This is a genomic window from Caballeronia terrestris, assembly GCF_001544515.1.
In the GTDB taxonomy this organism is placed as follows: Bacteria; Pseudomonadota; Gammaproteobacteria; order Burkholderiales; family Burkholderiaceae; genus Caballeronia; species Caballeronia terrestris.
Genome location: NZ_FCOL02000007.1, coordinates 175276 through 195964 on the forward strand (window position 1 = coordinate 175276; position 20689 = coordinate 195964).

At 64.3% G+C, this 20689-nt stretch carries 15 protein-coding genes; 12 read left to right on the plus strand and 3 right to left on the minus strand.

Annotation, left to right across the window (positions count from 1 at the left end; translation table 11 throughout):
* The first annotated feature begins 17 nt into the window (after positions 1-17).
* The 7 genes from nudB to AWB67_RS09015 all read left to right on the plus strand — a co-directional run bounded on the left by nudB (position 18) and on the right by AWB67_RS09015 (position 9064).
* Positions 18-494 carry a dihydroneopterin triphosphate diphosphatase gene (gene nudB / locus AWB67_RS08985; protein ID WP_087655883.1) on the plus strand — a complete coding sequence of 159 codons (477 nt, stop codon included), beginning with the start codon at positions 18-20 and terminating at the stop codon, positions 492-494.
* Positions 491-1783, plus strand: a complete 1293-nt coding sequence (locus AWB67_RS08990; protein ID WP_087655884.1) for a phospholipase D-like domain-containing protein — start codon at positions 491-493, stop codon at positions 1781-1783. The genes nudB and AWB67_RS08990 overlap by 4 nt, the downstream gene beginning before the upstream one ends.
* A 217-nt stretch (positions 1784-2000) precedes the next feature.
* Complete coding sequence (locus tag AWB67_RS08995) at positions 2001-2603, plus strand: TetR/AcrR family transcriptional regulator (protein WP_087655885.1); 603 nt, start codon at positions 2001-2003, stop codon at positions 2601-2603.
* Positions 2604-2668: 65 nt separating this feature from the next.
* Positions 2669-4456 carry an acyl-CoA dehydrogenase C-terminal domain-containing protein gene (locus AWB67_RS09000; protein ID WP_087655886.1) on the plus strand — a complete coding sequence of 596 codons (1788 nt, stop codon included), beginning with the start codon at positions 2669-2671 and terminating at the stop codon, positions 4454-4456.
* Between the two features lie 112 nt (positions 4457-4568).
* The gene (locus AWB67_RS09005) at positions 4569-7004 is read left to right on the plus strand and encodes a 3-hydroxyacyl-CoA dehydrogenase/enoyl-CoA hydratase family protein (protein WP_087655887.1); all 2436 of its coding nucleotides are present in this window, start codon (positions 4569-4571) and stop codon (positions 7002-7004) included.
* 19 nt (positions 7005-7023) lie between these two features.
* Positions 7024-8223 carry an acetyl-CoA C-acyltransferase gene (locus AWB67_RS09010; RefSeq protein ID WP_087655888.1) on the plus strand — a complete coding sequence of 400 codons (1200 nt, stop codon included), beginning with the start codon at positions 7024-7026 and terminating at the stop codon, positions 8221-8223.
* A gap of 76 nt (positions 8224-8299) precedes the next feature.
* Positions 8300-9064 (plus strand): enoyl-CoA hydratase, encoded by a 765-nt coding sequence (locus AWB67_RS09015; RefSeq protein WP_087655889.1) that lies wholly within the window; start codon positions 8300-8302, stop codon positions 9062-9064.
* Between the two features lie 3 nt (positions 9065-9067).
* On the opposite strand, the gene fdhD is transcribed toward AWB67_RS09015, so the two are convergent.
* On the minus strand, positions 9068-9895 hold the full coding sequence (gene fdhD / locus AWB67_RS09020) for a formate dehydrogenase accessory sulfurtransferase FdhD (RefSeq protein WP_087655935.1): 828 nt from the start codon (positions 9893-9895) through the stop codon (positions 9068-9070).
* Positions 9896-10100: 205 nt separating this feature from the next.
* Here fdhD and AWB67_RS09025 point away from each other — a divergent pair, with 205 nt between their 5' ends.
* Together AWB67_RS09025 and AWB67_RS09030 are read left to right on the plus strand one after the other, a co-directional pair.
* The gene (locus AWB67_RS09025) at positions 10101-10580 is read left to right on the plus strand and encodes a nitrate reductase associated protein (protein WP_087655890.1); all 480 of its coding nucleotides are present in this window, start codon (positions 10101-10103) and stop codon (positions 10578-10580) included.
* A 146-nt stretch (positions 10581-10726) separates the two neighbouring features.
* Positions 10727-13840, plus strand: a complete 3114-nt coding sequence (locus AWB67_RS09030) for a sensor domain-containing protein (protein WP_087655891.1) — start codon at positions 10727-10729, stop codon at positions 13838-13840.
* A gap of 6 nt (positions 13841-13846) precedes the next feature.
* Here the strand turns inward: AWB67_RS09030 and AWB67_RS09035 are convergent, their stop codons facing one another.
* A complete protein-coding gene (locus AWB67_RS09035) occupies positions 13847-14242 on the minus strand; it encodes an acyl-CoA thioesterase (protein WP_087655892.1) in 396 nt (131 codons plus the stop codon).
* A gap of 243 nt (positions 14243-14485) precedes the next feature.
* Here AWB67_RS09035 and AWB67_RS09040 point away from each other — a divergent pair, with 243 nt between their 5' ends.
* On the plus strand, positions 14486-16366 hold the full coding sequence (locus AWB67_RS09040) for an ABCB family ABC transporter ATP-binding protein/permease (protein ID WP_087655893.1): 1881 nt from the start codon (positions 14486-14488) through the stop codon (positions 16364-16366).
* Positions 16367-16416: 50 nt separating this feature from the next.
* On the opposite strand, the gene AWB67_RS09045 is transcribed toward AWB67_RS09040, so the two are convergent.
* Positions 16417-17811, minus strand: coding sequence for an MFS transporter (locus tag AWB67_RS09045; protein ID WP_087655894.1), 1395 nt, complete (start codon positions 17809-17811; stop codon positions 16417-16419).
* A 267-nt stretch (positions 17812-18078) separates the two neighbouring features.
* On the opposite strand from AWB67_RS09045, the gene AWB67_RS09050 reads away from it, so the two are divergent.
* Both AWB67_RS09050 and AWB67_RS09055 read left to right on the plus strand, forming a co-directional pair.
* Complete coding sequence (locus AWB67_RS09050) at positions 18079-19050, plus strand: LysR family transcriptional regulator (RefSeq protein WP_087655895.1); 972 nt, start codon at positions 18079-18081, stop codon at positions 19048-19050.
* Positions 19051-19159: 109 nt separating this feature from the next.
* Complete coding sequence (locus tag AWB67_RS09055; protein WP_087655896.1) at positions 19160-20473, plus strand: Glu/Leu/Phe/Val family dehydrogenase; 1314 nt, start codon at positions 19160-19162, stop codon at positions 20471-20473.
* The last annotated feature ends 216 nt before the right edge of the window (positions 20474-20689 follow it).

Here is a 20689-nt window from a genome sequence, read left to right on the forward strand (position 1 = left end):
ATGAGCGCGCCGCCGCCATGCCCAAGCCGCCGAAAATTCCCGAATCCGTCCTCGTCGTCATTCATACGCCCGAACTCGACGTGCTGATCATCGAGCGCGCCGATCACAAGGGGTATTGGCAATCGGTGACGGGATCGAAAGATCGCATAGACGAGCCGCTCGTCGAGACCGCCGCGCGCGAAGTCGCCGAGGAGACGGGCATCGTCATCGGCAGTGAACTCGTGCCCGAGCATTGCCTGCTCGACTGGCATCACAGTATCGAGTACAGCATCTATCCAGAGTGGCGTTACCGCTACGCCGAGGGCGTCACGCGCAACACCGAGCATCAGTTCAGCCTGCTCGTGCCGCATTGCCTCGAAGTCACGCTCGCGCCGCGCGAGCACACATCGCATTTGTGGCTGCCGTTTCGCGAGGCCGCCGACCGTTGCTTCTCATCGTCGAATCGCGAGGCCATTTTGCAGTTGCCCGAGCGGCGCGCGGAGCACAATCGATGATCGGTCAGCGGCGCCGATTCGCGCGCTTGCGGGCCGCATTGTTCTCCGGACGACGTCCGCCGCGTCTGTGCTTCACCGTCGGCAACGAGGTGCGGCTGCTCAAGTCGGGCGTCGAGCTGTTTCCGGCGCTGCTCGGACGCATCGATAACGCGCGTCACGACGTCACGCTCGAAACCTACATCTTCGCCAACGACGACACCGGCCGCGCCGTCTCCGAAGCGCTCGTGCGCGCGTCCGTCCGCGGCGTGCGCGTGCGTGTGATCACGGATGGCATCGGCACGCAAAAGAACCTCCCGATGTTCACCGAGTGGGAGCACGCGAACGTCGAGCATCGGATTTACAACCCGCATCTGTTCGGGCCGCTCGGGTTTTCGCGCACGCATCGCAAGCTCGCCGTAATCGACGATACGGTTGCGTTTTGCGGCGGCATCAATATCGTCGACGATTTCGATCAGGACGGCGCGCGTCTCGAATTCGCGCGCTGGGATTTCGCGGTCGAAGTGAAGGGGCCGGTCGTCGCCGATGTGCGTGAAGCTTTCAATATGCAATGGCTGCGGATCCGGCTCGGCGTCAAACCGAGCCAGCCGCGTCAGCCAAGCCGCGAGCAGCAAGAAACCGCCGACGCAGGCACGCATAAAGTGCCACGCGGCGCCACATGGCGCGCAATTCGCGCGAAGCGCCGCGCGCGACTCGGCGAGATCCACGCCGTCGATCATCCGTGCGTCGCGTTCGTCGCCCGCGACAATCTGCTGAACCGTCGCGCGATCGAAAAGGCGTACCTGCGCGCGATTGCCCACGCCGAGCACGAAGTCCTGCTCGCGAATCCCTACTTCATGCCGGGCCGCAAGCTCCGACGCGCGCTCGTCCAGGCGGCGCAGCGCGGCGTGCGCGTGAGTCTCGTGATCGGCCGCAAGGAATTCGTCGCGCTCGACCACGCAACGCCGTTTCTCTACGCGAACCTGCTGAAACACGGCGTGCGGATCGCGGAATACGAGAAAACGATGCTTCACGGCAAGGTCGCCGTCGTCGATGCTGACTGGGGGACGGTCGGCTCGTCGAATCTCGATGCGCTGAGTCTCGTGCTCAACAACGAGGCGAACATGGTGCTGGTGAATCACCCGGAAATCGCCAGGTTGCACGACGGCATCCTCGCTGCGTTCGACGAAGGCCGCCGCATCGACGAAAAACACTACGCTGCGCGCCCGATCGGCGAGCGCATGCTGAGCTGGCTCGCCTATAACTCTTATCGAATGATGATGAAGCTGCTCACGATCGGCCAATACGACTGATTCCCACCAATTGGGAACTCGGGCAGGCACTGAGAGGCAGGCTCAAAATAAAAAGGGACAATGAGCGCCGGCGTGTTACTCAGCGCTTTCCTATTGACGGACAGCGAGACGGTTAGACACGGCTTTCTAATAATTAGCTTGTTTCGCGAACGGTCGCCTACAATAATAGTACGGCCGTTCGATTTTTAATCGGTCACATAAGAACGGCAGGCAAATCATGCGAAAAGGCGAACAGACGCGGGTCGCGATTCTCGATGCGGCACTGGACCTCGCAAGCCGCGATGGGCTCGAAGGCCTGACCATCGGTCTACTGGCCGAACGGATGCAGATGAGCAAAAGCGGCGTGTTCGCGCATTTCGGTTCGCGCGAAGACTTGCAGGTGGAAGTCGTGCGGGAATATCACCGTCGTTTCGAGGACGAGGTGTTTTTCCCGAGCCTGCGCGAGGCGCGCGGTCTGCCGCGTCTGCGCTCGATGATGAACCGCTGGATGGAGAGGCGCATCCAGGAAGTGACGACGGGCTGCATCTACATCAGCGGCGCGGTCGAATACGACGATCGCGCGGCGAGCGCGGTGCGCGAACAGCTCGTGCACAGCGTGACGATGTGGCGCGAAGCGCTTCTGCGCGCGATTCGTCAGGCGAAAGACGAAGGGCATCTGAAGTCCGAGACCGATCCGGCGCTGATGCTCTTCGAACTGTATAGCTTCACGCTCGGACTGCATCACGACGCACGTTTCCTGCACTTGCCGGAAGCCGTACAACTGACGCGGGACGCGCTGGAAAAAACGATTGTTTCGTATCAAAGCGATAACAGCCGTTAGCGGCGTCGACGACAAACGAATTCGGCGGCGGCGCGCGGCATAAGAGTGAACATCTGGAGAAACTCATGGGACAGTACGCCGCGCCGCTGCGTGACATGCAATTCGTATTGCACGAAGTGCTTAATGTCGAAACCGAACTCAAGAACATGCCGAAGCATGCCGACCTCGACGCCGACACCATCAATCAGGTGCTCGAGGAAGCCGGCAAGTTCTGCTCCGAAGTCGTTTTCCCGCTGAACCAGATCGGTGATCGCGAAGGCTGCACCTACGAAGGCGACGGCGTCGTGCGCACGCCGACGGGCTTCAAGGAAGCGTATCGCCAGTACGTCGGAGCCGGCTGGCCGGCGCTCGGCTGCGATCCCGAATTCGGCGGCCAGGGCCTGCCCGCGTTCGTGAACAACGCGATATACGAGATGCTGAACTCGTCGAATCAGGCGTGGGCGATGTATCCCGGCCTCTCGCACGGCGCGTACGAATGCCTGCACGAGCACGGCACGCCGGATCAGAAATCGGTGTATCTGCCGAAGCTGGTCTCGGGCGTCTGGACCGGCACGATGTGCCTGACCGAGCCGCATTGCGGCACCGACCTCGGCATCCTCCGCACGAAAGCCGAGCCGAACAGCGACGGCTCGTATTCGATCTCCGGCACGAAAATCTTCATCTCCAGCGGCGAACACGATCTCGCCGAGAACATCGTTCACCTCGTGCTCGCGCGCCTGCCGGGCGCGCCGATCGGCACGAAGGGCATCTCGCTTTTCATCGTGCCGAAATTCGTCCCGACCGATGCCGGCGAACCCGGTGAGCGCAACGGCGTGAAGTGCGGCTCGATCGAACACAAGATGGGCATCCACGGCAATTCCACCTGCGTGATCAATCTCGATAACGCGAAGGGCTGGCTCGTCGGCGAGGCGAACAAGGGCCTCAACGCGATGTTCGTGATGATGAACGCGGCGCGTCTCGGCGTCGGCATGCAGGGTCTCGGGCTCACCGAAGTCGCGTATCAGAATTCGCTCGTGTACGCGAAGGAGCGCCTGCAGATGCGCTCGCTGACCGGCCCGAAAGCGCCGGAAAAGGCCGCCGATCCGATCATCGTGCATCCGGACGTGCGCCGCATGCTGCTCACGCAGAAGGCCTACGCCGAAGCCGGCCGTGCGTTCACGTACTGGGCGGCGCTCAACATCGACAAGGAACTCTCGCACGCGGACGAATCCGTGCGCCGTGATTCCGGCGATTTCGTCGCGCTGCTCACGCCCGTCATCAAGGCGTTCCTCACGGACAACGCGTTCGAAGGCACGAACATGGGCATGCAGATCTACGGCGGGCACGGCTACATCGCCGAGTGGGGCATGGAGCAGTACGTGCGCGACGCGCGCATCAACATGATCTACGAAGGCACGAACTCGATTCAGGCGCTCGACCTGCTCGGCCGCAAGATCCTCGGCGACATGGGCGCGAAGCTGAAGAAGTTCGGCAAGCTCGTCTCGGATTTCGTCGAAGAGGAAGGCGTGAAGCCCGAGATGCAGGAGTTCATCAACCCGCTCGCGGACATCGGCGACAAGGTCCAGAAGCTGACGATGGAAATCGGCATGAAGGCGATGCAGAACCCGGACGAAGTCGGCGCCGCCGCCGTGCCGTACATGCGCACGGTCGGCCATCTCGTGTTCTCGTACTTCTGGGCACGCATGGCGCGCATCGCGCTGGACAAGCAAGCCGAAGGCGATCCGTTCTACAAGGCGAAGCTCGGGACCGCGCGCTTCTACTTCGCGAAGCTCTTGCCCGAAACGGCATCGACGATCCGCGCCGCGCGCGCCGGATCGAAGACGCTGATGAACTACGACGAAGCGCTGTTCTAAGCGTCTTTTCGTGAGGCGTGCGCCGCTTGTCTGCAAGCACAAAGCGGCGCACGCCGGCCTCTCAAGCCGCTTCGCACGAAGCGCATCGAATCAATACTCCCGGAGATAAAACGTGAGCAACCTGAATATCGCCAAGGTCGCCGTGCTCGGCGCCGGCGTGATGGGCGCGCAGATCGCCGCGCACCTCGTCAACGCCCGTGTGCCGGTCCTGCTGTTCGACCTGCCCGCGAAGGAAGGCCCGAAGAACGGCATCGCGATCAAGGCGATCGAGAATCTGAAGAAGCTCTCGCCGGCGCCGTTCGGCGTGAAGGACGACGCGCAGTACATCGAGCCCGCAAACTACGACGACGATATCGAGAAACTGAAGGAATGCGATCTCGTGATCGAAGCGATCGCCGAGCGCATGGACTGGAAGCACGACCTGTACAAGAAGGTCTCGCCGTTCATCGCCGATCATGCGATTTTTGCGACGAACACGTCGGGGCTGTCGATCACGGAGCTGTCGAAGGGATTCTCCGACGAGTTGAAGGCGCGCTTTTGCGGCGTGCATTTCTTCAACCCGCCGCGCTACATGCATCTCGTCGAGTTGATTCCGACCGCATCGACGCGTCCGGAAATCCTCGATCAGCTTGAGACGTTTCTCACGAGCGTCGTCGGCAAGGGCGTCGTGCGCGCGAAGGACACGCCGAATTTCATCGCGAACCGCGTTGGCATCTTCTCGATTCTCGCGGTGATCGCCGAAGCGCAGAAGTTCGGCCTGCGCTTCGACGAAGTCGACGACCTGACCGGCGCGCGCCTCGGCCGCGCGAAGTCGGCGACGTTCCGCACGGCGGACGTGGTCGGCCTCGACACGATGGCGCACGTCATCAAGACGATGCAGGACAACCTCGCCGATGATCCGTTCTTCCCGGTCTACGAAACGCCTGCTGTGCTCGCCGCGCTGGTGCGGCAGGGCGCGCTCGGCCAGAAGACCGGCGCGGGTTTCTACAAGAAGGAAGGCAAAGCGATCAAGGTGCTCGATCCGAAGTCGGGCGGGTATGTCGATGGCGGCGCGAAGGCTGACGAACTCATCGGCCGGATCCTGAAGCGTCCGCCCGCCGAGCGGCTGAAGCTGTTGCGCGAATCGGAGCATCCCCAGGCGCAGTTCCTGTGGGCGATCTTCCGCGACGTGTTCCACTACATCGGCGTGCATCTCGAATCGATCGCCGATAACGCGCGCGACGTCGATCTCGCGATCCGCTGGGGTTTCGGCTGGAATGAGGGCCCGTTCGAAGGCTGGCAGGCCGCCGGCTGGCAGCAGATCGCAACGTGGGTGAAAGAAGACATCGACGCGGGCCGTGCGCTCTCGAACGCGCCGCTGCCGTCGTGGGTGTTCGACGGCCCGGTCGCGGAGAAGGGCGGCGTGCACACGCCGGAAGGCTCATGGTCGCCAGCGGCGCGCAAGTTCGTGCCGCGCTCAGGCTTGCCGGTCTACGAGAAGCAAGTGTTCCGCGCGCCGCTTGCGGGCGAAACCGCCACCGATCCGAAGTCCTACGGCAAGACGCTGTTCGAAACGGAAACGGTGCGCGCGTGGGTCGATGACCGCGCGGGCGAAGACGACGTCGTGATCGTGTCGTTCAAGAGCAAGATGAACACGATCGGACCGTCGGTGCTCGACGGCCTGACACAAGCCATCGACCTCGCCGAGAAAGACTACAAGGGCGTCGTGATCTGGCAGCCGACCTCGCTCAAGCTCGGTAATCCGGGCGGCGCGTTCTCGGCGGGCGCGAATCTCGAAGAAGCGATGCCCGCGTTCATGATGGGCGGCGCGAAGGGCATCGAGCCGTTTGTGAAGAAATTCCAGCAGGGCATGCTGCGCGTGAAGTACGCGAACGTGCCGGTCGTGGCGGCGGTGTCGGGCATCGCGCTCGGCGGCGGCTGCGAACTCGTGCTGCATACGGCTAAACGCGTCGCGCATATAGAAAGCTACATCGGGCTGGTGGAAGTGGGCGTCGGTCTCGTGCCGGCGGGCGGCGGGCTGAAGGAAGCCGCGCTGCGTGCAGCGGAAGCGGCAAGCGCAGTCAACGCGACCAGCGATCTGCTCAAGTTCCTGCAAAAGTCGTTCGAAAACGCGGCGATGGCGAAGGTCTCGGCCTCCGCGCTCGATGCCCGCGCGATGGGCTATCTCAAGCCGTCGGACACGATCGTCTTCAATGTGCACGAACTGCTCGACATCGCGAAGAAGGAAGCGCGTGCGTTGAGCGCCGCAGGCTATCGTCCGCCGCTGCGCGTGAAGCAGGTGCCCGTCGCGGGCCGCTCGGCGGTCTCGACGATCAAGGCGTCGCTCGTCAACATGCGCGACGGCCGCTTCATCAGCGAGCACGATTTCCTGATCGCGAGCCGCATCGCGGGAGCGGTGTGCGGCGGCGATGTCGAAGCGGGCAGTCTCGTCGATGAAGAGTGGCTGCTGAAGCTCGAACGTCAGGCGTTCATCGACTTGCTCGGCACGCAGAAGACGCAGGAACGGATCATGGGCATGTTGCAGACCGGCAAGCCGGTTCGCAACTGAGCGCACACAGGAGCTGGATATGAGCAAACAATTGCAGGACGCATACATCGTCGCCGCGAGCCGCACGCCAATCGGCAAGGCGCCGCGCGGCATGTTCAAGAACACGCGCCCGGACGAACTGCTCGTCCACGCGATCCGGTCGGCCGTCGCGCAAGTGCCGGGTCTGGACACGAAGCTGATCGAGGACGCCATCATTGGCTGCGCGATTCCCGAAGCGGAGCAGGGATTGAACGTCGCGCGCATCGGCGCGTTGCTGGCTGGACTGCCGAACACGGTCGGCGGCGTGACGGTGAACCGCTTCTGCGCGTCGGGCGTGACGGCGCTCGCGATGGCGGCGGACCGCATTCGCGTCGGCGAGTCGGATGTGATGATCGCGGGCGGCTGCGAATCGATGAGCATGGTGCCGATGATGGGCAACAAGCCATCGCTGCCGCCGCATATCTTCGATCGTGACGAGAACGTTGGCATCGCATACGGGATGGGGCTGACCGCCGAGCGAGTGGCCGAGCGCTGGAAGATCAGCCGCGAGGCGCAGGACGCGTTCGCGGTGGAGTCGCATCGCAAGGCGCTGGCGGCGCAAGAGGCAGGCGAGTTCGACGATGAAATCGCCGCGTTCACGCTGAACGAACGCTTCCCCGATCTCGCGACTGGCGACGTGCGCGTGAATTCGCGCGAGATCCGTCTCGACGAAGGCCCGCGCGCCGGAACGACGCTCGAAGGCCTTGCCAAGCTGCGCCCGGTGTTCGCGAACAAGGGTTCTGTCACTGCCGGCAACAGCTCGCAGACATCGGATGGCGCGGGCGCGCTGATCGTCGTGTCGGAGAAGATCTTGAAACAGTTCAACCTCACGCCGCTCGCGCGCTTCGTGAGCTTCGCGGTGCGCGGCGTGCCGCCGGAGATCATGGGCATCGGTCCGAAGGAAGCGATTCCGGCCGCGTTGAAGGCCGCGGGCCTGAAGCAGGACGACATCGACTGGATCGAACTCAACGAGGCCTTTGCCGCGCAGGCGCTGGCGGTGACGCAGGACCTCGGCCTCGACCCGTCGAAGATCAACCCGCTCGGCGGCGCGATCGCGCTCGGGCATCCGCTCGGTGCGACGGGCGCGATCCGCGCATCGACGGTCGTGCACGGCCTGCGCCGGCGCAACCTGAAATACGGCATGGTGACGATGTGCGTCGGTACCGGCATGGGCGCCGCGGGCATCATCGAACGGCTGTAAGCGAGCACGCGGCATCACTCGAAACGACGGTTCGCAAGCCTCCGTGCTTGCGAACCGTTTTCACATAGGAGACAAGATGGACATACTCATCGAACGAGCCGACGGCGTGCTGACCATCGCGCTCAACCGGCCCGACAAGAAGAACGCGATCACGGCCGCGATGTACCAGGAAATGGCCGACGCGTTCTTCGAAGCCGAGAAGGACGCCACTGTGCGCGTCGTGCTGATCCGCGGCAACGGCGGCACGTTCTGCGCAGGCAACGATCTCGAAGACTTCGTGAACGCGCCCTCGATGGACCAGGAAGCGCCCGTGCTCCAGTTCCTGCGCCGCATCAGCACGGCGCCCAAGCCCGTGGTGGCCGCGGTGGCAGGCGCGGCGGTCGGCGTCGGCACGACGATGCTGCTGCATTGCGACCTCGTCTACGCGGCATCGACGGCGAAATTTTCGCTGCCTTTCGTGCAACTCGGGCTCGTGCCGGAAGCGGCGTCGAGCTTGCTGCTGCCTCATGTCGCGGGGTATCAGCGCGCGGCGGAGAAGCTGCTCTTGGGCGAAGCGTTCGATGTGAACGAAGCGCTCGGCATGGGCTTCGTCAATCGGGCGATGGACGCCGCAGAAGTCGATGCCTTCGCGCTCAAGCAGGCGAAGAAGCTCGCGGCGTTGCCTGCGTCGTCGCTACGGGTGAGCAAGGTGCTGATGAAGAGCACGGCCGCTCGCGAGGTCGCCTTGCGCATCGACGAGGAAGCGGAGCACTTCGCCAGGATGCTGAAGGCGCCCGAAGCGCGCGAGGCGTTTCAGGCGTTCTTCGAGAAGCGTAAGCCGGACTTCAGCCGCTTCGATTGAACTTCATTCCACGTCGTATTCGACGAAGCTGCTCTCCCGCGCGAAGCTGACGAGCCGCAAGCCCGCCTGCTTCGCGATGGAGATCGCAAGCGAAGTCGGCGCGGAAATCGTCACGACCATCGGCACGCCGACGCGCGCCGACTTGCGCACGAGTTCATAGCTCGCGCGGCTCGACAGGAACACGAAGCCTTGCGTCGTGTCCTGGCGCTCGAGAATCAGGTGGCCGATGAGCTTGTCGAGCGCGTTGTGCCGTCCGACGTCCTCGAATGCGTAGCGCACCGTGCCGGTCTCGTCGCACCATGCGGCTGCGTGCAGGCCGCCGGTCAGCTTCGTCAACTGCTGATGCGCGGGAAGCTCGCGGGAAGCGCGGGCGATGGCATCGTCGGCGAGACGCGCGAGGAAGCCAGTATCGGGCACCTGCTCGGGCTGCAAGTCGAGCAACTCGATGCTTTCGATACCGCACACGCCGCAGCCCGTGCGGCCGGCGAGTGCCCGCCGCTTGTCCTTCAGCGCGACGAACGCCTGCTGCACCACTTGCAGATGCACTTCCGCGTGCGGCAACGCGTTGCCGTCGTCGCGAAAGAAGACCTCGATGTCGTGGATATCGCTGCCGCGCTCCACGATGCCTTCCGTGATCGAGAACCCTACCGCGAACGCTTCAAGGTCGCGCGGCGTGCACATCATGACCGCGTGCGAGATGCCGTTGAAGACGAGCGCGACAGGCCACTCCTGACCGACGTTGTCCGCTGCTATCGCCGTGTCGCCGGCGCGATGGCGGCGCACTTGCCGCTCGATGAAACCCGGTTGATCGTCTGAGTCGAGATCGTTCACTTTGATAATTCCTTGTGCCAAGCCCGGCGCGCAAATACGGGCATAACGTTTGCTGTCTGAAACGAAAATGAGCCGATGAAACACCGTGCGAATGCGCATGCACGAGCGCCTCGACTGTGGGTATAGTTGTCGTCCGAGGCCCTACAATAACTTAAGCCGGCGATGCATGCCGATGCGCGCCTTCTACGCCAACGAGGCAACTGTCATGGGACTTTACGACGCTGCGCGCCTGTTCAACTTCGAAGTCGAGTCGTCGGAGAACCTGCGCTTCATTCCCCTTGCCGTGCGATTCAACCTCGATCGCTTTGGTCTGCGGATATCGCTCGATCAGTGGCAGATGCTGCCTTACGACGATCGCGTATTGCTCGCGCGCTTTCCCGTCGAAGACGATAGCGAGATCGAGCCGAACTTCGATCATGCCGTCGAAGAGATGCTGCGCACGCATGCGAACGCCGAGCCCGAAAAGTTCGCCCCCGATACGGACCCTGTCTGGGCACACGCCGATGCCGTCCCCGAAACCGTCATCCGGCAGAGCAGCCTGGCCGGCGTGAGCTCGCCGAGTCTTTCGCGCTGGGGCGAACTCGACCGGTTTCAACGCTATGCGCTCGCGAAGCTCGCGCGCAGGACGGGCGAGCTGAATCACGACTTTCTGCCCGCCATGCGCGAATTCGGTCTCGCCGAGTGAACACCCGCTGCACCGCGTATTAAGCGTTTCACGCGGTTTTGCGCCCCGTGCTCTAAATTCTGGTGGCTGGCGGCCGTTATTCAGTGACCGCGCCGTGGACGGTGAGTCCGCGCGCCTGCTCTCTCGGATGACGCGCGTAGCCCCCAATGATCCAATTCTTCACGAGGCGGCTTTCGAGTCGCTTGCTCGTCAATATCGCCGTCGTGCTGCTTGCACTCGGCGCGAACGCGTTCGTCGCTTACGAGCAGATCCGCGCGCAGAACGAAGCCGACGCGCGCACGCTGCGCTCGATGAGCCTGATGCGCGACCTCGACGCCTTTCGCACGTCGCTCGGCGACAACCTGACTTCGCTCGGCCGCTACGAGGCGACCGGCACGCTCGATACCGCCGACGTCCGCGAGGCGCGCGCCGCGCATCTCGACGCGCTGGAAAGCAGCCTGCGCGCGCAGTTCGCGATGGAGCCGGGCATGACTGGCGCCTTCGATCGCGTGGCCAAGTTTGCCGCCATCATGAGGCACGATGCAGCGGGCACGTTCGAGCGGGCGGCGTCGGCAAAAGCGGGCGCGCCGCGCGACTGGGCCGATGCCGCGTTCGTGAAGCTGAGCGAAGACCAGCAAGCCCTCGACGAGGAACTCGCGAATCTGCGCGCCCGCGAGGACGCCGCGCTGACCGCGGCGCTGAATCTGTCGGCGCAGTCGTCGGGGCAGGCGATGCTGCTTTTGATCGTCACCGTGCTCGCGGGCAGCGGCGTGCTCATCTACACGTTCGCGAGCCACGAGCGCTCGGCGCGCGCCAAGCTGCGCATCGCGCGGGCGATGCAGCGCAATAACGAGCGCTTTCGCGGCCTGTTCGACGCGCATCCGGTGCCGATGTGGATCGTCGACAGCGAGACGATGCGCTTCGTCACCGTCAATCCGGCCGCGATGCGCCACTACGGCTACAACGAGCCGGAGTTCATGAACCTGACACTCTCCGACCTTCACGGTGGCGACGACTTCGAGCGCTTCGCCGCACGCCTTGAACGCGGCGGGGGCGACGAAGTATCGGCGCAACGCTCGGCGGGTGTCTGGCGGCATCGGCACAAGGACGGCTCGACGATCAGCGCCGATGTCTCGCATCACGCGCTGAAGTACTCGGGGCGGCAGGGCATCTTCATGCTCGCCAACGACGTCACCGGCCGCATCAACGCGGAAGCCGAGGCGCGGCGCTCGAACCAGATGCTCGAATCGATCATCGACAACATTCCGCAGCGCATCTTCTGGAAGGACCGCGAGTCGCGCTATCTCGGCTGCAACCACGCCTTCGCGCGCGATGCCGGGCTCGCGTACAACGAACAGGTGATCGGCAAGACCGACGACGAGCTGCCGTGGGGCCGCTTCGCGCACATCCTGCGCGCCGACGACGAGGAAGTGATCACGACCAGCGTGCCGAAGATGCACTTCGAGCGCGAGATCATGGTCGGCGACACGCTGCGTACGGTGGTCGCGAGCAAACTGCCGCTGATGGACGGCGAAGGGCAGATCATCGGCGTGCTCGGTTCGTATCACGACGTCACCGAAAGGAAGCGTTCGGAGCTCGCGCTGCGTCTGCAAAGCCGCGCGCTCGACGCGAGCGTGAACGCGATTCTTATCACCGCGCCAGGGAATGGCGGCAACATCATCGAGTACGCGAATCCGGCGTTCAAGCGCATCACGGGCTACGATCCGGCCGAGGTGATCGGCCGCGATTGCCGCTTCCTGCAAGGCACCGACCAGGATCAGGAAGGGCTGAACACGATCCGCCGCGGGCTAGGTGCGAACAGCGAGGCGAGCGCGGTGCTGCGCAATTATCGGAAGGACGGCGCGCCTTTCTGGAACCAGTTGTTCGTCGCTCCCGTGCCGGACGCGCACGGCCACACGACGCATCACATCGGCGTAATCAACGACGTCACCGACCTGATCCGCTATCAGGAGCAGCTTGAATATCAGGCGAACTACGACGCGCTCACGCGCCTGCCGAACCGCAAGCTGTTGCGCGAGCGCCTGCAGCACGCGATCGATCACGCGCGGCGGCACGATACGCGGCTCTCGGTCGTGTTCATCGATCTCGACGGCTTCAAGAACGTCAACGACAGCTTGGGCCACAGTGTCGGCGACCGTTTGCTCGTGGTGGTCGGCGAGCGGTTGCAGCGCTGCGCGCGCTCTTCCGACACGGTCGCGCGCCACGGCGGCGACGAGTTCGTGATCGTGCTGCCCGATCTCACCGACGAAGCGCTGCTGATCGCGTGGATGGAGCGCGTGCGCGCGGCGATCTCCGAGCCGGTGTGGCTCGACGGCACGGAGCTGTACGTCGGGTGCAGCATGGGCGCGAGCCTTTTCCCGCAAGATGGCGACGACGCCGAGACCGTGCTGAAGAAGGCCGATCTCGCGATGTACCGCGCAAAGGACATGGGCCGCAACACGTTCCAGTTCTATCTGCCGGAGATGAACGCGAGCGTCGGCGCGCGGATGAACGTCGAGCGGCGTTTGCGGCGCGCCTTGCGCGACGGCGAGTTCATCCTGCACTATCAGCCGCAGGTGGACATGGCGACGGGCGGCATCGTCGGGATCGAGGCGCTCGTGCGCTGGATGGACCCGGAGCACGGACTCGTGTCGCCAGCGGCGTTCATTCCGGTCGCGGAAGAAAGCGGGCTGATCGGGCCGCTGTCGGAGTGGGTGCTGCGCGAGGCGTGCCGCCAGAACAAAGCGTGGCAGGATGCCGGACTGCCGCGGGCGCGGGTGTCGGTGAATTTGTCGGCCCGGCAGTTCCAGCAGCGCGACATCGCGACGCTCGTCATGTCGGTGCTGGAGGAAACCGGGCTCGAGCCGAAGTATCTCGAACTCGAACTCACCGAGAGCACCATCATGCGCAACGCCGAGGAAGCGATCACGATGCTCGCGGAACTGTCGGCGCTCGGCATCGGCATCGCGATCGACGACTTCGGCACCGGCTATTCGAGCCTCGCGTATCTGAAGCGTTTTCCGGTGCACCGGCTGAAGATCGACCGCTCGTTCGTCGCGGACATCGGCTCGTCCGGCGACGACGAAACGATCACCTCCGCGATCATCGCGCTCGCGCATTCGCTGGAGTTGCAGGTGATCGCGGAGGGCGTCGAAACCTCCGCGCAGCACGACTTCCTGCGCGCACGCGACTGCGACGAAATGCAGGGCTACCTGTTCTCGCGCCCGATACCGCGCGACGATATTCCCGGGCTTTTGCAGCGCGGGATCGTGCTCAACTGAGTCTGCTTAATCGAGCGACGGCAGCGCGCGCGGCCGGCGGTCGCGATCGGTGGCGACGTAGGTGAGCATCGCCTCGGTCACCTTCACCACTTCGCCGTTCAGGCGCATGCGCTGCGCGTACACCTCCACCGACACCGTCACCGACGTATTGCCGGTCTTCACGACATCGGCATAGAAACTCAGCAGGTCGCCGACGAACACCGGCTGCTTGAAGATGAACGAGTTCACCGAGATGGTCGCGACGCGTCCGTTCGCGCGGCGGCTCGCCGGAATCGAGCCGGCGATATCGACTTGCGCCATGATCCAGCCGCCGAAGACGTCGCCGTGGACGTTCGAATCGGCGGGCTGCGGCATCACGCGCAGCGCGACCGGCTTGTCGGGAAGTTGCAGGGAGTCGGTCATCGATGGATTCCAGTTAGAAGCGCATGAAAGTGCGCCTGAAGCGCGCATGAGCGGGGTGCCGTGCCATCTGCGACAATGAATGCATGACGATGGTGCCGGGCGTGTCAGGACGCGTTCCCGCGGCCGCCCGGATCATCGAATTGTACGGGAAAGCACGCGCCAACGACGTGCTCCCGCCCCGCGATACAGCTCACGCGCGCCCGGTTTCACGGGGCGCCGCGACCCCATGCAGGTCCCGATTTCATGCGCCGCAATCCGACTACCGAGCCGGCCCCGCTCTCCAAAGGACCGCGCAACGACTGGCAAACCATCCGCTCGCTGCTGCCTTACCTCACCACCTACAAATGGCGCGTCGCGTTCGCGCTCACTTGCCTCATCGGCGCGAAGGTCGCGAACCTGGGCGTGCCGGTTGTGATGAAGAAGATCGTCGACGGCCTCGCTTCCGTGCAGCATCTGACCGCGCTCGGACGCGCGCAGGATTCACCGGGCATCGTGCTGATCGGCGGGATCGGATTGCTGGTCGTCGCGTATGCGGTCGTGCGGCTTTCGACTTCGCTCTTCACCGAGCTGCGCGAGCTGCTCTTCGCGAAAGTCACCGAGAGCGCCGTGCGCACGCTCGCGCTGCGCGTGTTCCGGCATCTGCATTCGCTGTCGCTGCGCTTTCACCTCGAACGGCAGACGGGCGGCATGTCGCGCGATATCGAGCGCGGCACGCGCGGCATCCAGCAACTGGTGTCGTATTCGCTCTACAGCATCCTGCCGACGCTCGTCGAAGTGGGGCTCGTGCTCGGCTTCTTCGTCGCGAAGTACGAGGCGTATTACGCGATCGTCACGCTGATCGCGCTCGTCACGTACATCGTGTTCACGGTGAAAGTGACGGAGTGGCGCACGCATTTTCGCCGCACGATGAACGATCTCGATTCGAAGGCGAACTCGCGCGCGATCGATTCGCTGTTGAACTACGAGACGGTGAAGTATTTCGGCAACGAGGAGTGGGAAACGCAGCGCTACGACGAAAACCTGAGGCGCTACCGGAGCGCGGCGATCCAGTCGCAGCGCTCGCTCTCGATGCTGAACTTCGGCCAGCAGGCGATCATCGGGACAGGGCTCGTGTTCATCCTCTGGCGCGCCACTCAAGGTGTGATGGCGGGGCGCCTCACGCTCGGCGATCTCGTGCTGATCAACACGTTCATGCTGCAGCTCTATATCCCGCTGAATTTTCTGGGCGTGGTGTATCGAGAGCTGAAGCAAAGCCTCACCGACATGGACCGCATGTTCACGCTACTCGCCGCCGGCCGGGAAGTGCCCGACGCGCCGAACGCGCAGCCGCTCGCGGTGCGCGGTGCGGCGGTGCGCTTCGAGAACGTGAGCTTCGCCTACGAAAGCGCGCGGCCGATTCTCCATCACGTCGATTTCACGATTCCGGCGGGCACGACGACGGCCGTCGTCGGCCATAGCGGCTCGGGAAAGTCGACGCTCGGGCGGCTGCTGTTCCGCTTCTACGACCTCGACCGCGCGCACGGCGGACGCATCCTGATCGATGGTCAGGATATCCGCGACGTCACGCAGGATTCGTTGCGCGCGGCGATCGGCATCGTGCCGCAGGACACGGTGCTCTTCAACGATTCGATCTACTACAACATCGCTTATGGGCGCCCGACGGCGACGCGCGATGAAGTGATCGCGGCGGCGCGCGCGGCGCATATTCACGATTTCATCGAGGGCTTGCCGGCGGGTTACGACACGCCGGTCGGCGAGCGCGGGCTGAAGCTGTCAGGCGGCGAAAAGCAGCGCGTGGCGATCGCGCGGACCTTGCTCAAGGACCCGCCGCTTTTGATCTTCGACGAAGCCACATCGGCGCTGGATTCGAAATCCGAGCGCGCGATCCAGCACGAACTCGATTCGATCGCACGCGAGCGGACGACGCTCATCATCGCGCACCGGCTGTCGACGGTCGTGCACGCCGAGCAGATCATCGTGATGGATCACGGGCGCATCGTCGAGCGGGGCACGCATGCCGAACTGCTGCGCGCGGGCGGGCTCTTTTCGCAGATGTGGGCGCTTCAGCAGCAGCGCGCTGCGGAGCCGTCCACGACGGCCGACGACGCCATCGCGCGTGCTTGAAAAAAGCGCCGGTGCCGCGAGGCGTCGGCGCCTGGGTCGGCGCAGGGCAATTACTCCGTCGCGTGCACCGACGCGATCCTCGCGCCAGCGTGCGTCGTGCCCGACATCGTCACCACCGCCCAGCGCAGCCACTGCGAGCGCAGCGCGACGAGCAGGCCGAACGCACAGGTCGCGAGCACGCCGAACGTCGCGAAGCCCATCTGATAGCTTCCGGTGCTTTCCTTCGCCATGCCCATGATCACCGGCAGATAGAACCCGCCGATCCCGCCCGCCGCCCCGACAATTCCCGAAAGCAGCCCCGTCTTGCCTTTCCAGCGCTGCGGCACGAGTTGAAACGTAGAGCCGTTGCCGAGCCCGAACGCGACATAGAGGCAAATCAGCAGAGCGATCCCGCCCGCGACCGGCGGCATCCAGATCGCGAACGCGAAGTCGGCGGCGGCTATCACCGCGAGCAGCACGATGAGCGCCCGCACCCCCGTCACGCGATCCGCCAGATAGCCGCCGAACGGCCGCACGATCGCGCCGAGGAACGCGAGCAGCGACATGAAAAGCCCCGCTTCGAGCTTCGGCATCTGATAGAGCGTGGTCAGCAAGAGCGTCACGTACGACGACATCCCGACGAACCCGCCGAACGTGATGCTGTAGATCAGCATGATGACCCACGTATCGCGCTCCGCGAGCACCGCGCGATAGCGGCTCGGCAGCACCGCAATCGCGAGCAGCGCGCCGATCACGGGCAGCACGAGCACGCCGGTGCGCCCGCCGCCGAACACGCCGCTGTGAACCGCGAGCACGAGCACGATCAGACCGCCGAGCGTCACCGCGAAGCTCACCAGCGCGCGCAGCGTGCTGCCGGTTTTTTCGCCCGCATCCGAGGCCCACGCGTAGAGCGCTACCGCCGTGATCGCGAGGAGCGGCAGGGCGGCGGCCGTCGAGAGCTTCCAGCCGAAAGCATCGGCAAGATGCGGGAAGAGGAAGCCGTCGAGCACCGCGCCTATGTTTCCCGCCGCCGCGAGACCCAGCACGAGGCCCTGGACCTTCGGCGCGTAGGTGCTGCCCGCCATCGGCAACGCGACGGCGAAGCTCGCGCCGCCCATGCCGAGGAACACGCCGAGCACGAGCATCATTGAATAAGAGGGCACGCCGGGAAGGAGCGGCAGGACGATCGTCGGGATCGAGGAGAGCGCGACGCCCATCAGCGCGACGCGCCGTCCGTCCGTCGATTGATAGAGGTTGCCGAGCGTCACGCGCAGGATCGCGGCGGCGAGCACCGGCACTGCGACGAGGAAGCCCTGCTGGGCGGCCGTCATCGCGATGTCCTTGCTGATGAACGGCGCGAGCGGGCCGTATAGCACCCAGACGGTGAAGCCGGTATCGAAATAGAGGAAGCACGCAAGGAGCGAGCGCCAGTTGCCGCTTTTCAGCGACGTCGTCAGGTTCTTCATGCAGATTCCTTGGATGGGCGGCGCGCGGAGCATTGATGCGCGCGCGGGCAACCCTCGGAAACTGCAAGCATCATGCCAATTGTGTGCATGTTTGCTTGTTGCTAGCTCCGACGCGGGTTTCAGCAGCGTTCGAAGCATGAAACGCTGCGAGGAGACGCTGCACCGCAGCACCGCCCGAGTGCGACCTGCTCGCGATTGGTGCGGCAACCCATCGCCCCGCTAAAATGCGGGCTTCATCGCCGACCCGCGCGAGAGGAGCGACAACGCATGGAACTCAAATGGCTCGAAGACTTCGTCTCGCTCGCGGAGACGCGCAGCTTCAGCCGCTCGGCCGAGATGCGGCACATCACGCAGCCGGCATTCTCGCGGCGCATCCAGGCGCTCGAAGCGTGGCTCGGCACCGAACTCATCGACCGTTCGGTCTATCCGACGCGTCTCACGCAAGCGGGTCAGGTCTTCTACGAGCAGGCGCTCGCGATGCTCTCGCAATTCCACGAGGCGCGCACGCTCCTGCGCGGACAAGGCGGCGCGCCCACCGCGACGATCGAATTCGCCGTCCCGCACACGTTGTCGCTGACGTATTTCCCGCGCTGGCTGCATCGCATCGAAGCGCGGCTCGGGCGCATCCATACGCGACTGCGCGCGCTAAACGTGCATGACGCGGTGCTGTCGCTCGTCGAAGGCGGGTGCGACCTCGTGATGGGCTATCACCATCCGAGTCACCCCGTCGCGCTCGATCCCGCGCGCTACGACATGCTCGCGCTCGGCACCGAGCCGATCAGCCCGTTCTCGGCGGTGACCAAGGGCGGCCGCGCGCGCTACACACTGCCCGCAAGCGCCGAGGCTCCGGTGCCGTATCTGTCGTACACGCCGAACGCGTATCTCGGCCGCATGACGGAGGTGATCATCGCGACGGCGCCGACGCGTCTCCATCTCGACAAGGTCTACGAAACCGACATGGCCGAGGGCCTCAAGGCGATGGCGCTCGCGGGTCATGGAGTCGCGTTCCTGCCGCACAGCGCGGTGGAGGACGCGGTGGAGGAAGGGCGCCTGATCCGCCTCGACCGGGGCACGCGCGGCACGCCCGCCGGCCAGTTCACGCTGACGATGGAAATCCGCCTCTATCGCGACAAGCTGGCTTCGCAAGGCGACGATCCGCGCCAGGCACTGACCCGTAGCCTGTGGGACGCCGTCATCGACGAACTCGCCGAGCGTGCTGCCGAAACCCAGACGGGATAACCTTCTCCTGCGCTATGCGCGAAACGCATAATGGGATAAGGAAACGGCATTGGATTTCGCGACGGCCTTTTTCGACAATGTGCGCATTGCCAAAAACGCTGGAGCGTAAATGTCATCCCCGAAGCACGACCTGCCGTCACCCGCCGCCCAACACGCCATCCCGTCGTATCTCCACGCCGACGATCTCGGCCCCTGGGGCAACTATCTGAAGCAGGTCGATCGCGTCGCGCCGTATCTCGGCTCGCTCTCGCGCTGGCTCGAAACGCTCAAGCGCCCGAAGCGCATCCTGATCGTCGATTGCCCGATCGAACTCGACAACGGCACGGTCGCGCACTTCGAAGGCTATCGCGTGCAGCACAACACGTCGCGCGGCCCGGGCAAGGGTGGCGTGCGTTACCACCAGGATGTGACGCTCTCTGAAGTGATGGCGCTCTCCGCATGGATGTCAGTGAAGAACGCGGCCGTGAACGTGCCGTACGGCGGCGCGAAGGGCGGTATCCGCGTCGATCCGCGCACGCTCTCGCGCGGCGAGCTCGAACGCCTGACGCGTCGCTATACCAGCGAAATCGGCATCATCATCGGACCGAATACCGACATCCCCGCGCCGGACGTGAACACGAACGAGCAGATCATGGCGTGGATGATGGACACGTACTCGATGAACCAGGGGCAGACGGCAACGGGTGTGGTGACCGGCAAGCCGATCTCGCTCGGCGGCTCGCTCGGCCGCAAGGAAGCGACCGGGCGCGGCGTGTTCGTCGTCGGCACGGAAGCGGCGCGTCGCATCGGTTTCGACATCGAGGGCGCGCGCATCGCGGTGCAGGGCTTCGGCAACGTCGGCGGAATCGCGGCGCGGTTGTTCCAGGAAGCGGGCGCGCGGGTCATCGCCGTGCAGGATCACACGGGCACGATCCATAACTCGAAGGGCATCGATGCGGTTGCGCTGCTCGATCACGTCGCGCAGAACGGCGGCGTGGGCGGCTTCAAGGGCGCGGACCCGGTTTCCGCCGACGAGTTCTGGACCATCGAAAGCGACATCCTGATCCCGGCCGCGCTCGAAGGCCAGATCACCGAAAAGAACGCAGCGAAGATCAAGACGAAGATCGTGGTGGAAGGCGCGAACGGTCCGACGACCACTGCCGCCGACGACATCCTCCACGACAAGGGCATTCTCGTCATCCCCGACGTCGTGGCGAACGCGGGCGGCGTGACGGTCTCGTACTTCGAGTGGGTGCAGGACTTCTCGAGCTTCTTCTGGACCGAGGACGAGATCAACCAGCGCCTCGAACGCGTGATGCGCGAAGCGTTCGCAGCGGTGTGGGCTGTAGCAAGCGAACACAAGGTGTCTGTGCGGACGGCCGCGTTCATCGTCGCTTGTTCGCGCATTCTGATGGCGCGTGAAATGCGCGGTCTCTATCCGTGATCGTCGGCTTCGCTTCACACGGCGCCTGCGCGGCTTTATGCCGCGTTCGCGCCCTTTAAAAAAACAGGCGCCATCCGCTTCGGATGGCGCCTGTTTTTGCATGCAAACTACAGTTAGAATGCGCGTCGCGCGGGGCTTGCGCGGCTTCCGGGTAAATTTCGGGACGTGTGGTTAACAATCATTCTTTCAGAATAATTACCCTGCTAAACTTGCCCC